Annotated in this window: 6 protein-coding genes; 1 reads left to right on the top strand and 5 read right to left on the bottom strand. The window is 68.3% G+C overall.

The window, feature by feature from the left end; translation table 11 throughout:
• Positions 1–120: 120 nt before the first annotated feature.
• The 5 genes from drmB to ACGFN2_RS04240 all read right to left on the bottom strand — a co-directional run bounded on the left by drmB (position 121) and on the right by ACGFN2_RS04240 (position 12302).
• Positions 121–1986 (bottom strand): DrmB family protein, encoded by a 1866-nt coding sequence (gene drmB, locus ACGFN2_RS04260; RefSeq protein WP_393357409.1) that lies wholly within the window; start codon positions 1984–1986, stop codon positions 121–123.
• Entirely contained in the window at positions 1983–5240 is a 3258-nt protein-coding gene (locus tag ACGFN2_RS04255; RefSeq protein WP_393357407.1) for a helicase-related protein, read from the bottom strand. Before ACGFN2_RS04255 ends, drmB begins: the two co-directional genes overlap by 4 nt.
• Complete coding sequence (locus ACGFN2_RS04250) at positions 5237–7138, bottom strand: UvrD-helicase domain-containing protein (protein ID WP_393357405.1); 1902 nt, start codon at positions 7136–7138, stop codon at positions 5237–5239. Before ACGFN2_RS04250 ends, ACGFN2_RS04255 begins: the two co-directional genes overlap by 4 nt.
• Positions 7135–11898, bottom strand: a complete 4764-nt coding sequence (locus ACGFN2_RS04245; RefSeq protein WP_393357403.1) for a sacsin N-terminal ATP-binding-like domain-containing protein — start codon at positions 11896–11898, stop codon at positions 7135–7137. The genes ACGFN2_RS04250 and ACGFN2_RS04245 overlap by 4 nt, the downstream gene beginning before the upstream one ends.
• A gap of 191 nt (positions 11899–12089) precedes the next feature.
• Positions 12090–12302, bottom strand: a complete 213-nt coding sequence (locus ACGFN2_RS04240) for a hypothetical protein (protein ID WP_393357401.1) — start codon at positions 12300–12302, stop codon at positions 12090–12092.
• Positions 12303–12815: 513 nt separating this feature from the next.
• On the opposite strand from ACGFN2_RS04240, the gene ACGFN2_RS04235 reads away from it, so the two are divergent.
• Positions 12816–14993 carry a helix-turn-helix domain-containing protein gene (locus tag ACGFN2_RS04235; RefSeq protein WP_393357399.1) on the top strand — a complete coding sequence of 726 codons (2178 nt, stop codon included), beginning with the start codon at positions 12816–12818 and terminating at the stop codon, positions 14991–14993.
• Positions 14994–14996 lie beyond the last annotated feature (3 nt).

Here is a 14996-nt window from a genome sequence, read left to right as displayed (position 1 = left end):
CCTGACGCTCCGGGCTGCGCTCTCCCGACCTTCGGAGCCGTTGCGGCAGTTTCTCTGGCTCCGAAGCCGGGAGAGCGGCACGTGTCGCATCACCTCGGTGCCGTTGCGGATGATTCGACGTCACTGCCCCAGGGCGCCCTCGAAGTACCCGAGTCGAGGGTCGTCGGGGGTACCGACGAGCAGGGCGCGGTCGAGCAGGATGTTGTTGTGCTCGCAACTCGTCTCCGGCAGCATCACGCAGGCGTGGCAGGCCGCCAGGTTGATTCCGCCGGCACCGAACGTCTCGGTCTCCATACAGAGCGGGTCCGAGGAACACCACTCGGCACGGCGGACGGCCGAACGCACCGTACGACCGAGAGTCTCTGGTTCACCTTGGGCGACCAGACCACCCAGGCTCCCTGCCGAGTCGCTCGTCGCCGTGTAGACGAGTACCCCGGCCATGTCGTCGGCGGCGTACAGGCGCTCGCGAAGGGCCGCGGCCGGGTAACCCGCCTCCAGACTCCACTCGTTGATGAGGACGTGGGCCAGCGTGTGCAGCAGTACCATGCGAGGGGTCGCGGGGGAGGGTACGGCCCTGCTCGGGTCATCGGCCCGCTGCTCGAGCACCCGCTGGTGGGCGGTACGCATCCGCTCGACTCGGGCTGCCACCGCCACACTCTTTTCCCAGGCGCCGAGTCGGTCCTCGTCCAATCGGAGGAAGACTCCCTCGCCCCGCACCTCCATGGCCGGGAGCCAGCGAAGGGGACGTTCCGACAGCGGCATCTCCGTGGAGTCGATCGTCGACTCGGCATCGACGAGCCGGGTGAACGCCTGCAGGGCGCGCACCTCGCGAAGCTTCTTGACCAGCATCGGGCTGGTGACGCCGAGCGGGTCGAGCGCGCTCTGGTCGCCCAGCGGGGCCTCACAGACGAACTGCTCGTTGCGGGAGTGCTCGCTCTCGTCGTTGCCCGCGCGGAGGCGCTCGTACTCCTTGTTGCGCAGCGCGCGGTAGCGGTGGTCGAAGGTGGGGGCCGTCTCGCTGTCGGGGTCCTCCTCGCGCTCCGCGTCGAGGAGCGCCATCACCTCGTCCAGCGGTACCGGACACTTTCCCTTGAAAGCACCTTTGAGATAGATCTCGACCTGCTCGCGTGCGCCGTACTCACGGAGCGCTGCCCAGTGTTCGGCGAGCGGATCCGAGCGGCCGTCGCTCCACGGCGGGATGGAGAGCGCCGACTTCAGCACCGGCTGCCACAATGCCGACGAACCTCGCTGAAGTGTGCGCAGAGGGAGTCCGCACTCCTGAGCGGGGACGGACGAACCGAGCCACGGGCGGGTTCCTTGACACCTGAGGCCCAGATCCTTGAGCGCGCTCCTGCGGAAGGAACCCTCCATCGAGACCTCGGGAGCCTGCCCACAGGCGCAGGAGACGAGAATGGAGCGGAGCGAGGATGTGCGCCCGGACGTGCGCATCTTGAGCTTCCCACCGCACTGCGGCGTCCTCGTGGCACCACGGTCCGTGGAGCGGTGCACCCACTGCCGGTACGGGAACTCGCCCAGGTGACCGGCCTCGCAGGCGACGACGAAGCGGGAGGGGACGAGGTCGACCTCGCACGTGCCGCAGACGCTTCGCCCGGCAGGCGGGTTGAAGTCGCGGTGCCGTTGCAGGTCGTTGCACTCGGGGCAGAAGTGCATCAAGGGGAATCGTCGTACCCGGAGACCGTCTTTGCTGGTGTCGTCGGAAGCGGGCGGCGGCCGGAAGTAGTCGACGTCGAGCACTCGGGCCAGGCGCCGTTCGTGGATTCTTGGGGACTCGTCATGGCGCCAGCTCTGCTCGGCCTCGTCGAGTCCTGAGACGATGAAGGACTCGTGGTCGACGGCGATGAGCGACCCGACGCCGTACGTGGTGATCACCTGGGCGCGGCGGACCGCACCACGCCGCGGAAGGTTGTGCGCGGGCGCGGCGCCGTTCGCTCCGGTCCGGCGGCGGCGGGCGGGGGGTGGGGTCATCGGGTTCCCTCCATGAACAGGGCGGTCTCGGCGTCGACGTCGCGCAGGCTCCACAACGTGGACCATGCCTCGGCGTCCTGTGACTCGTCGTCGTACGCCTTCAGGAGCGAAGGGGTACGACTGCCCCTCTGAGGCTCGAACAGCAGGCCGTTGTGGATGTCGGCCTCGGCGCACCACCACTCGACGAACTCGTCGAAGGCCTGCGACACGGCTCCGGTCTCCTCGCTGGTGACTGCCTCCACGCGCCCCAGGAGGATCGACTTGATGCGCCCCCGGAGCACGTGCTCGTACGACTCGACCTGGCCGGCGCCCTCATTGGGTCGAGCGGCCGGGATCATGATGCGGGCGAGGGCGACGATCACCGCGTGCAGGCCCCGGTCGCGGGCCCGGGCGGAGAACGGGGTGACGGAGGTGGACTCGACCTCGCGGTACAGGGCGGAGTGGAAATGCTGGAAGCTCTCGTAGTGGGAACGGTCCCGGGCCCGGGACGAGTTGAGCATGACCGCGACCAGCCCGGGGTGCGCGCGGCCGACCCGACTGGTGGCCTGGATGTACTCGGCGGTCGTCTGAGGCTGGCCCATCACGGCCATGAGGCCGAGGCGGTCCACGTCCACGCCGACCGCGATCATGTTGGTGGCCAGGAGGACGTCCACGGTGTCATCGCCGGGCAGCCGCTTCTCGATGCCCTTGAGGCGGGTGGGGATCTCGCTGGCGTCGATACGACTCGTCAGCTCCGAATAGTTGGCGACCGAGCGGACTTCCACCCCCTCGCGCTCGGCGAGTATCTCCAGATAGGCCACCACGTCGTCATGGACCTGGAGTTCGGCCGCGGACAGCAGTCGGAGGCTGTTGAAGTAGCCGACGAGACTCCAGTACGCGTCGCGCACCTCGTCCTCCGTCTTCGCCTGCTCGGCCCGGTGCAGCAGGGTGGCGTACGTGCGGATCAGGAGGGTGGACTGGCTGGTGCCGGGGGCCAGGAGGCCGACGTAGCGGCGGCTCGCCTTTTCCTCGCGCGGGGTCTCCACGGCGAACCACGAGTCGCGAGCGTCCAGACCGGCGGGCGGGAACTGTCGCACTTCGCGGGCGAAGAGGTGGCGGCCCTGATCGGCGGCGCGACGGATGGTCGCCGTGGAGGCGATCACCTTGGGCCGGTCGGCGAGTGCGTCCACGGCGGTCTCGTAGAGGCCGGTGAGCGTACCCAACGGGCCGGAGATCAAGTGGAGTTCGTCCTGGACGATCAGCTCTGGGGGCGGGGTGCCGCCCTCCGGGGCGTCGTCGCGGTTGAAGAGCGCGGAGGTCGCCGGGCGCCATGGCATCGACGCGAACTTGTCGACGGTGGCGATCACCAGGGTCGGCCGTGCGTCGTACACCGCCTCGTCGATCAGATGGACCGGCAGGCCGTCGGTGAAGTCGCAGTCCGCGCCGGGGCATCGGACATGCATCCGCTTGGCCACCTCGTCGGCTTCGTAGCTCCGTGCGTCGAGTCGGGTCCCGCACCAGGGGCAGGCGTGTAGCTGGACGGGATTCTCGGTGGCGAGGCGCTTGTCGAGATTCCTTCGCAGCTCATCGAGCTTCAGGCCTGCCACGGCCAACGTGTTGGGGGTGGCCGAGCGCCCCACCCACATGCCGACGGAGAACTCCTCATGGCCCAACTCGGGCGTCCGGCGCCGCATGCGCTCCATGGCGCAGAGCAGGATCGCCGCGCGCTCGAACTGCTGGAGGGTGAGCAACCGCAGCGTGTAGCGCATGAGGACGGTGACACCGCCACCGTCCGCACCCTTGCGGATTCGACGCAGGAACGACGTGAAGGCGATCAGCCCGAGGTAGGCCTCCGTCTTGCCGCCACCGGTGGGGAACCACAGCAGGTCGGAGATCTGCCGGTCGTGGTGCTCGCGGTCGTCGATGCCGGCCAGGCAGAGCAGCACGAACGCGATCTGAAAGGGGCGCCAGTGGCAGGCGGCCGGGTCGGGAGCCCCGACGCGGCCGTCCTTCACCCACTTGCTGCGGGCACGCTGGTCTGCCATGGCGCGGTTCGCGAGACGGAACGCGTGCATGAGATCGGGTTTGGTCCGCAGCAACTCGATGCCCTCACGGATTCGGTCGAGCGCCTCGCGGCAGGCCGTCACCTGCTCCCGCGCGGGCTTCTCGTGGAGGCCGCCCGTCAGAGCGTCTGCCTCGGCCGACTTGCTGTCGATCCAGTACTCGTAACCCGTGGCGAGTTCTTCCAGAGCGGCCAGGACCTCGGCGTCGGACTGCTCGGCCAGCCCCAGCATGGACAGCGCCGAACTGTCGATCTCCGGGTTGGAGTCGGTGAGCAGCACCTCCACGCTGGGCACGAACTGACTCCGCACCTCGGGGACGGCAGGCGTTTCGGCTTCGGTCATGCCGATCGGCTGTGGATTCCAGTCCCACTCGGCGGCGCAACCGTGGCCGACCGCGAAGGTCGGGGCGTGGCGGTGCAGCAACCGACTCGTGGCGATCTCCGGGTCATGGCCGGCCGCCGGGGCGGGACGCTCGACGAACGCGGTGGAGCCGTCGGCGGCCCGCACCGTCAGACCGCACTGGAACAGGGAGAAGGCGTCCTGGAGATCCCATTCTCCGACCTTCTGAGTGTTGATCAACGTGACCGTGACCGTGACCGTGCCGGTGTTCGGATCGATACGCCGGACGTTGACGTGCAACGAGGCTTCCGGGGCGAGTTCGATCGTCATCGGCGGATGCGGCTCGGTCACGTCGATGGTCCGGTCAGGGAGGGCGAGTTCCTTGCGCAGCCACCGCTCCCGCTGGTCGGCGGTGGTACGGGCCTCGGCACGGCGGGCCGGGACGCGCCTGCCGTCGGTGTCGGTGGGCTCGTAGACGGCCGCGCGGGCCGAGACCACGATCGAACTGCTTATGGCCGGGCTGACCGCGAAGGTGAGACCCATCGAGGAGGGGCGCCTGTCCCCCGAGGCGCCGACCTCCTGTGCGGTGCCGGACTCCTCGACGTCGTCGCGGGTGAGCAGAGGGGCGGCGTCCAGGCCCTGCTGTTCTCCGGCGCCGTCGTCCTGCTGCTCCTTCGTGGCCCTGTCCGCGGCACGCGGATACAGCACGCCGGTCAGGTACCGGTCGATCGGGGCGTCCTGGGTGAGCACCTCGCCCCGATCGTCCGGCACGGCGTCCTCGGCGGGGCCGAGGAGCTCACGGCGGAGTCCCACGAGGAGTTCCTCGTCCCGGACCCGGTAGTGCTCGGAGTGCCGGCCTGCCACCTGCGTCATGCGTGTTGCTCCTCATAGTTGTCGGCTCCCCGGTACCGGCCGATGCCGGTGATTCGAGGGACGATCCACACGCCTCGCTCCCCGAGACCGGCGTTGGCGCCGGCGGCGGTGCTGCCCGTCACGGATTCCAGGGTGTCGATCCGCAAGCCGTGGATCTCGTCGGGCCACCAAGGGACCCAGGTGCGGTTCACCTTCTGTACCTGGAACAACTCCTCGCGAAACTTCCGCGACGCCTCGCCGATCTCCCGCCCTGCGTGCACCAGGGCGTACGGCGGGCTCTCCGCCTCGCCCATCGGCAGGTCGTGGCGCCTGCGCAGCAGAACCTCTTGGCCGGGACGGACCTGTTCCAGGAGATGCGCCTGGGTGGCGACGGCGTCGGTCTCCCGGCCGGGCGGGTCGTCCCGGCTCACGTCGCCCGGCTCGGCGACGATCCCGTACCTGTCGTACGACCGCCACGATCCGAGGTAGCGACGGCCGTTGCGTCGATTCCCCGCCCTTCTGAAGAGCGGCAGTTCGGGAGGGGAGACGTGGTACAGGTCCTGGCGGGCACGTGTCATCGCCACGTAGAGCGCGCGGGCCTCGGCAGGCAGGTCCAGCTCGTTCTGGTACCGCTTGTGGAGTTCGGCGAGGGTCGGTGGTGTCAGGACGATCACCCGGTCGAACTCCAGGCCCTTGGCCCGGTGCACCGTCGAGACGACGATGCGGGCCGTCTCCGGGTCGGCCGCCTCGTCGGGGAATCCGCCCTGGGCGATCGCCCGGCGCAACCGATCCAGATCGAGCACACCGCGTCCCGCTCCGCGCGCGGCTCGACGCAGCACCGTCCACAGCGTGGCGTCGGGTTCGTACGGGAAAGCGACTTCCGCGAGGAGCGTGCGAAACCGGTCCTCGGTGAGGATGTTCGCCTCCGTGCGGCGCAGCAACTCGGCCACCCAGTACGGCACCGGGCGCTCCTCCAACGGGCGCCGCAGCCGGTGGTCGATGCCGTGTGCGTGCAGCAGGTCGGAGACCACGAGCGCCTGCTGGTTGTCACGGGTGAGGACGGCGCAAGTGTCGGAGAGATCCCGCAGGCTGGTCAGGGTGAGCTCATCGTCCAGGCCGCCTATGCCGTTCGCCGGAACCAGGAGGAGGTCGCGCAGTTCGTCGTAGAGCGTTCCTGCCTCCTCCGGATCGCTCAGTTGCTGGAGGCGGGGGCCGAGCGCCAGTGCGACTCGGGCCTCGGTGGTCGTGGCCCGGAAGTTCCGGGTGAGGTGCAGCTCCACCAAGTCGTCGGGGTAGGAGCAGCGCAGCCAGTCGAAGAACCGACCGGTCTCGTCGGTGCGTTCGCTCAGGTCCTGGATCTGGAAGCCGTAGACGGACTGGGCCGCGTCGCCGACGATGGTGAAACCGCAACTGTCCTGGTACCGGTCGAGGAGCGTCTCCACCAACTCGCGTCGCCCACCCAGCAGGTCCTGCACTTCGTCGATCACGACATGGGAGGGCGGGACCGCGTCCCCGATCTCCAGCGCGCCCTTCTCGATCGCGCGGGTCGCAGCGGAGATCCGCTCGTCGAAGCCGACCGCTCCCCACTCGTCGTCCGGATGCGCCTGGAGGAGCACCTCGTAGGCCCAGGCGTCGAACGTACGGGCGCGTACTCGGTGGGCTCGTTCCCCGTGCCGGGAGATCCGTTCGCGCAGCTCCCGGGCGGCGGCCCGGGAGAAGGTGAGCACCAGGATCTCGGCGGCCTCCAGAGCCTGCTCGTGGTCCTCGTGACCGCACAGCACGTCGAGCCGGCGTACCAAAGTGTGGGTCTTTCCGGCGCCGGCGCCCGCCGTGACCAGGACACGGGCGTCCCAGGGCTGCTCGACCACGGCCAGTTGCTCGTCGGTGAGCGGGGGGCTGTCCTGGTAGACGTCGGTCACTTCCGGCTCCAGAGGTGCTCGAACTGCGTGAAGGCGAGGTGCGTGTCGAAGTTGGCGATGTTGTCGCTGACGTTGAGGATCAGGCAGCTGTCCTTGCCACCGTTCAGTGGTCCGCGCAGTCCGCGACCGATCATCTGCTGGTACACGTTGGTGCTGTAGACCGGCCGGGCCACGACCACGGCACGAGTGGCCGGAGCGTCGAATCCCTGGGTGAGCACACCGTAGTTGGTGAGGACCCTGATGCGTCCGCTTCGGAAGTTCTCGATGCGATTGCGACGGTCCTGCGTGCTGGTCGTCGCGTCCACGGCGGCGGACGGGACGCCCTGGTCGTTGAGCATGGCTGCCAGGTATTTGGCGTGGTCGACGGAGGTGGCGAAGAGCAACGTCGGCCAGTCGTCCGGTAGTTCCGCTACCGAGTTGACGATGCGTCGACTGCGTGTGTGGTCGTCGGCGAGCCGCTGTTCGGCGGAGCGGGAGAGCATGGCCATGCGATCGGCATGTGTCTTCTCGTCCCGTGTGAGTTCGATACGACCGCCCTCAAGGGTGCGGTGGTCGACCTGGGCGAGCATCCCCCAGTCCTGGAGGTCGCGATACGGATCGCCCGACGGGAAGACTCCTTCGTCGAGTCGCCGATTGCCGAAGCGGCTGACCAGGCGGCGGGTCTCCTCTTCGTTGGTGTTCCGGAACGGGGTGGCGGTCAGGCCGAGCAGATGCCGGCCGGTCTCGTACTGGGTGAGTCCCAACTGGCCGAGGATTTCGGTGTACCGCTTGGAGATGGCGGTGTGTGCCTCGTCCACGATCACCAGTGCGGCCTGGCACAGCCAGGTGTACTGGTCGGTGCCCAGGCACCGCTCCAGCTTGGCGTCGGTGGCGACCACCAGGTGCGGGTGGTCGACGACGTCCCCGACCTCGTTGGTGCTCCACAGTCGACTGATCGTCAGTGGCCGTTCGGCGCCGACCTTGCTCCAGACGAACTTCCAGCTCTGGACGGCCTGTTCGCACAACTCCTCGGTCTGCGCGACCCATAGCAGCGGGCCCTTGAGGTCACCGACCCGTTTCACCCAGCGGATCACGGCCTCGGCGGTGACCCGGGTCTTGCCGGCACCGGTCGGCAGCGACAACATGCCGCGCTGGGGCGCCAGGCGGTCGAGCATGGTGGAGACGTTCCGTACCAGGTCCTCCTGGTACTCGTGGAGGCTCGGGAAGTCTCGAGGGCCCTCGACGGTCTCGAACGGAGGCGGAGACGGGGTCCTCGAACCGGCAAACGCGACAGGCAGCCTCAGTTCCGAGACGAACGCGATGGCCGCTGACGAACCTCCGTATGCGACCGGGGCGTTGGGGAAGCATGCCTGGATGTCCCGGGCATGCTGCTGGAGCACTCCGTCTCCGTGCGCGTTGAACGCCATCTGCGCGATTCGGCGCCCGGACGGCTCGACGCCGTCGGTCGCCTGCAGTTCGGCCTCCATCAATCCCTCGGGGAGGCCGGTCCGGAGCGCGTCGGCACCGATCAGCAGCTCGATCTTGGCCACCACGTCGGCGGCCTCGCGCACCGCCTTCCGCGCCGCCTTCATCTCGCTGTCCCGAGCCATACGGTCCTGGTGCTCCAGCACCGCACGGCAACCGGCAGCGCCGAGGCCCAAGCCGAGTTCGCGGTCGATCAGGCGCAGCATCGGCTCGGGGGCCAGAGGAACTCGGACCTTGACGGTGCTGTCCTGGCGCACGGCGTCCAGGGGGGAGGTGCGCGTGCCGTTGGGCGTACGAGTGACCTCTTCCAGTTCGCTGCACCGTTGCACCATGCTGTTCCGGTTCCCGCTGTTCAGACGCTGCCGCAGGGCAGGGAACAACTCGACCAGCGGCACGGGGTCGCCCTCCGGTACTTCGCGGGTCTCCAGGCTGATCACGTCGGCGTAGCGGAGCATGCCCCACTTCTCGATCATCAGCTCGGCGTCGTCGGCGGTCGGTACGAGCAGCGCCGGGAGCTGCTCGGCGCGCAGTGCCTGGTACTGAGCGGCTCCGACGGCGACGGTGATCTCACCGTCGGGCCGGGTTCCCCAGGTGTCGCCGATCCTGCAACGGGTCAGGGAGTCCTCGGGGAAGTCCGCACCGAACCGGGTCAGCATCACGTAGGTTGCGCCCACGAAGGAGTCGTCCTCGCTGCGGGTCACCTCGTCGAGGAGCGTGTCCCATCGGTCGGCGGGAACATCGTCGACGGTCGTCGGGAGCCGCAGCCTGCGTGCCTTCTCGGGAGAGATGTCGGCGACCGGCAGCACATCTCGGTAGTCGGCGAGCTGGGGTCCGACGGCCTCCTTGAGCGACTTGATCCCCTGGGAGGTGGCGATCGTGCCGAACTTCTTCAGCATCCATCGGATCGGCGAGGGCACGGCCTGTCGGGTGTTGGTCTGTGCGCCGATCTGGCGCGTCCAGTTGTCCACCACGGCGTCGTCGGGCAGCACCTTCAGGAAGGCGGCGCGGGATTCCTCGGAGAGGGCGCGGAAGAGGTGGAGCGGGCCGCCGATCGCGGCGCCCTCGACCTTCATCCGGTTCAGTGCGGGGCGCGGGGCGCGACTGTCCAGGCCGCGCAGGTAGGCGGCGTGGAGGGCTTCGCGGTACTCCACGAACCACGCTTCGTCTTCCTGGGGGCGGACCCCACCGGACGGTCGTTCCCGCAGGCCGATCTGTGAGAAGAAGGGGGTGTCGTCGGAGTGGAACGCCATGTCGACAGCGATGCTCGGGTCGCGCTTCGCATCGGCCACGACACCCGGCAGCATGCAGTTCTCGACCGGCCGGAACCGACCGTCGGCGGTCCGCACCCGGAGCGTCGAGCGCGGAGTGGGCACCCTCTCCAGGACTCTGTGGGCCAGCCGACGCACCCCCGCCTGACGGAACAGCTCCCAGAACCGCTCCCAGTCCGAGTTGCTGTAGTGGCCGAAGCCCTGATCGAGGATGCTGACGAACCGGCCCTCGACATCGGCCTCCCGGATGCCCAGGACGTTGAGCGCGTGAGCCAGCGATGGGTCCTGGGCGAGCTTGTCGACCACGTACACCAGTGCCTCGCGCAGGCCGCCCTGGTCGGCACGGCGGAACACCTTGCCGTGCACGGGTGCGACGAGACCGTGCTCCTCGGTGAGCACGATGTGGGCCTTGCGAGCCTCCTCGGCATAGGGAGAGCGGTTCTCGATCATGTCCGCGAGGATGCGAACGGCCACCGCCGACGCCTCGGGGGTGCCGCTCGCGACCAGAGCCTCCAGCCATTCCCGGACGTCGGTCCGCTCATGCCCGGCCGCGCCGATGATGTGCTCGACCTTTCCGGAGCGCAGGGCGTCCGCGTCGGCACTCGGGTGCAGCCAGTTCGAGGGGCGCCCGGGGCACTCGTGCCACATCCACAGCCAACTGGACAGTTTTTTCAGGTCCCTGTCCAGGCGCGGGTGGATTCTCAGTGCCTTCGGGATGCGCAGGACGCCGTCCTGGTCGGGCAGCGACGGACGGTCCGCGATGCGGGCCCAGATCTCTCGGGTCAGGAACTCGTCGGCCCAGCTGATCGCCTCCTTGACTCGGCCAGGCAGCAGGGGGAGATAGGCGGCAGGGTCCTCCTCGGGTGCCAGGGCAGGGAGGGAGTCGGCGACCAGCTTCGCCGACACCCGGATCATCTCCTGGTTGAAGGGAGAGGAGTCGAGGAGATTCTGGCGGTCCTCGTTCGTCTTCCAGGCACCGTTGAGGATGCCGCTCAGCGACATCTCGTACTTGGTCGGGAAGAAGGACCAGAATTTGCCGCGTCCGCGCGATCGCGGGCTGACGTACAGACCGCTCTCCGGGTCCTTCTCCAGAGCGGGGACGCCCCAGGCGAGGTCGAGCGAGAGCCGGTCGTGCAGTTCTCCGGCGTCCGCGCGAGCGCTCGGACCGGGTTCGTGGGTGGTGGTGAACACGCGCCACCGATCGGTGGCGACGGCCTTCCCGGTCCGCTCCTCGACCACGGTGTGCAGGTCGCCGCTCTGCTGGGCGGTCAGTGTCCGACGGGCCATGGGCCGTGGCCGGCGGTCCTCCAGCACGACCTTCGCGACGTGCGGCGAGAAGAGCTGGAAGCCGACAGGGAATTCCTCGCGGGGCTCGCCGTGGTCCTTGGCACGTCCGCCGTGCATGTCCCGGCCCAGCCGGTCGTCCGCCTTCGCGAGCAGGGGCAGACGAACGACGGTCGTGGCCCAGTTCAGCAGCTCGTTCAGGACGTGATCGGAAGCGCGCTCGGCCTGCACGTCCAGAGGTCGGGCCATCCGCAGTACGGGGGCGTCGAACTCCGGGCCGTAGCGCGCCGTCACGCCGGGCACGGCCCTGATCTGCTCGTACGACCAGGCGCGGGCGAATCCGAAGCTTCCGGTGCTGCTGAAGAATTCCGGTGCGTCGGTCACCACGAGAACCGATTTGACGCCCACCCCGAAACGCCCGATCTGGCCGCCACGCTTCTTCGACATGCTCATTCGGAGAATTGCCTCTGCGCCTTCCGGGGTCACCGGATTACCCTGGTTCGCGCAGTACAAGTGGGTTTCCGTGAGGACTACGTGAACTCGCCCACTCGACTCGTCGGCCATTTCGTCTGCCGCGTTCTGAACGAGCTCGAAAAGCTGACGATCGCCATATCCGCCCTGGGTGATACGGCGCTCGCCATTGGCGTGCTCGGCTACGAGACCGGGGTCCACGGCGTAAGTCTGCAGGACGCGCGAGGACTGTTCGATAACGGTTTGAACGACCGAAGAGGACGATGACGGCACTGCTTCTGCGCTCCTGGGTGTAAAGATCCGGACGAAAGGGCGAACGGCGGGCCGGCCACCGGCTCGTCGGCCGGCCCGTGTTCGTCGTGGCGCTGGGCGCTGTTTTCCACAGTGCCTTCGTGAAGCGAGGGGTTCACGGTGAAGTCGCCGGTTGTTGCGAGACCGAGACTTCGGGCCCGTGACGTGCGGAATCAGACCGGGGGAGCGGCCTCGTCCGGAACGTTCGGCAGCCCCTGGGCCACCTTCGCCAGGACGGGGAACCTGTTGGTGAAAGCCTCCTCGGACACGCCATGTTCGCGAAGAATCCCCAGAACCTCGGCCGTGCTTTCCGCTGTCTTAATTGCCAGCTCGAATGCGCTCGACTCCCGAAGTGAGTCCAACGATTCACTGTCCTGCTCATTCATCTGGTATACCCCTGTCGGGTCGCATCCTGCAGCTGCACAGGGGTGTATTCGGGCACACGTCCCCCGTGTGAAACGAAATGGATAAGTCGACGCCCTGGTTGATACTCCCTTTCCCCGAATTAAGCTAGCGGATGGAGGTCTCGTGCAGCCAGTCCCTTTCGGAAGGCTTTTCCGGTGGGGCTCCGTGGAGGGGCCGGTTGGGCGTGGGGTCGGAATTTGGGCGCACTTCTTCCCCGGTCGCCCGGCCTTCCCGATTTCGGGTTTCGCGAGCGAGATGGATTGCCATCGTCGGCGAGCGTATCCGGTATTCAATCGAACGCACAACCCGAACTCCTGCTCCAATGGCGGGAGTTGGCCCCCCTGCTTGCCGAAGTGCCGTACGTGGGGCGGAACTTGATCATTCGAGGCAAGTCGGACAGCGAGCTGAAGCGGTCTGGGTGATCGGGCGCGATCAACTGTTGGTTGACACTGCCGCGCTTGTCAAATTAGCGTGGTGCGCACCATGCGATCGGCATGGGACTCCGAGGAAAGAGCAGGCGGCGCGTGGAGACAGGTGATGAGTTCGGACCTTGGTTGGCCCGACAGCTCAAGCTCGCAGGGAAGACGCAGGCTGAACTGGCCGACGAGCTCAAGCTGACTCGGGCCGCTGTGTCCGCATGGATCACCGGCAGGTCGACGCCTCGCCCGACCGTCATGGCGGACATCGCCAAGGCGCTCGGCACGGATGTGGGCACGGTGCACACCCGCACCACCGACACCCAGGCCGGCCTCCCGGTCACCTGGTACCACCGTCCCGGCTACCCCGACGGCGGCCGCGACCTGGGCAATGCCGCCGCCTTCGCCTTCGACGCCGACGTGCAGGTCCTCGCGCGAGAGACTTGTCAGAACAGCCTGGACGAGCGGCTGACGGAGAACGGCCGCCCGGTCAAGGTCCGCTACACCCTGCACGAGATCACCGGCGAAGCCCTGGACGCCTTCCGTGACGCGATTCTCTGGAAGGATCTCTTTCCGCACTACTCCGCCGTCTCGGAGACCGCAGGTAACCAGAAGGTCGGTCGGGTCGTGGACGCCGGGGTGCGCGACATGTACGAGAAGGGCCGCTTGGTCCTGCTGCGCGTCGACGACTACAACGCCTCCGGGCTCATCGGCGACGACTACGCGGACGGCAAGTTCGCCGCCGTGGTCAGACGCCAACTGGAGAGCCTCAAGTCCGGCCCCGGCGCCGGGGGTTCGTACGGCTTGGGCAAGGCGACCCTGTGGGCCACCAGTGCCCTCGGGCTCGTGCTCATCAACTCCACTCTCTCCGTGCCGCATGAGGGACGTACCGAGCGACGGGTGATCGGCCGTCTCGAACTGCCCTGGCGTGAGGTCGACGGCGAGTCGTACGCAGGCCCCGCCTGGTTCGGGCGCCCTGATCCTGACTCGCCCGCGGCCATGGTCGCCCGTTCCTGGTGGGCGGACGAGGAGACCGTGGAGAGCCTGCATCTGACCCGGGAGAACGACGAACCCGGTACGTCCTTCCTCATCGTCGGTGCGCACGATGTGGCCGGCCTCGCGGCGAACTCCTCCGATCCCGACGACGGGTTCATCGGCGACGAGGAGAGCGACGAGGACACGCGTGACATCACCACGATGCACGCTCGACTGGTCGAAGCACTGGGGCGTGACTTCTGGGCCGCGATGACCGGCGGGGGCAGCAAGCTCCCCCTCCTGGAGGTCTCTGTCCGTGCCCTGCGGAACGGCAAGGAGGTCGTGGCGGAGCGGCAGGTGGACCCGTCTGTCGAACAGCCCTCCCGGACCCGTGCCCTGAGGGCGCACTACGAGGGCACCACGGTGGATCGCCTCACCGAGGCCGGGCACGTGGCGGCGCGGAGCGTCCCGCTGAAGCTGCCGCTGTCCGGAGGCGCTCATGGGACGTTCGGTACGCACCAAGCGGTTCTGCTCGTCACCGACGCCGAGGGGGACAGGGACGGGGCGAAGAACCGGATGCACTCGCTGCGCGGCAATCGCATGACCGTCAAGAGGACCGTGGTCCCGAGGCTGCCGAACAGCACCAACCCATTCCAGGCCGTTCTGCTGGTGGGGGAGGCAGCCGGAGAGACGGCCCCCTTCGCGAAGGAGGCCGAGGAATTCCTGCGTGCGGCGGAACCTCCCGAGCACGACCGTTGGGGGCAGACGGAAGAGCTGACACTGCGTTGGTCACCGTCCGCATACCGGCGGCTCAACGCGCTGACCGCTGAGGCCAACAATGCGGTGAGAGAACTTGTCGCACGGCCGAAGCGCAGCAGCGGTGAAGGCGGTGAGGCCCTGCGCAAGGCGTTGACAGTGCGAACGAGGCCCAAGGCCAAGGCGCCCACCGGCCCGGTGGTTCCGGTCCTGGACGGGCTCGACGCGAGGGTGGGCGACGGCGGGGAGTGGCAGATCGCCGGCGAAGTGAGCATCCCGCGTGGCGACGAGATCGTTCCGATGGTGCCGGTGGCCCAGCTGGACGTGCGCTCGGGGGGCCGCCCCAGGCTGGACTGGGCGGAACTCGTGGGCGTCGAGGGCTGCGAGGCGGAGGACGGCATACTGCGCTTCACATCCGGCGCGCGGCGTGCGAAATTCCGAGGAACCACCGACGTCACCAGCCACCCGGTCAGGACCGCTCTCACCCGTCTCGTTGTCGAACTCCGTGCCGGCAAGGGGGAGTGACGC

The sequence above is a fragment of the Streptomyces sp. NPDC048612 genome (assembly GCF_043199295.1).
Lineage (GTDB): Bacteria > Actinomycetota > Actinomycetes > Streptomycetales > Streptomycetaceae > Streptomyces.
This window is presented reverse-complemented; position numbering and strand designations above follow the sequence as displayed.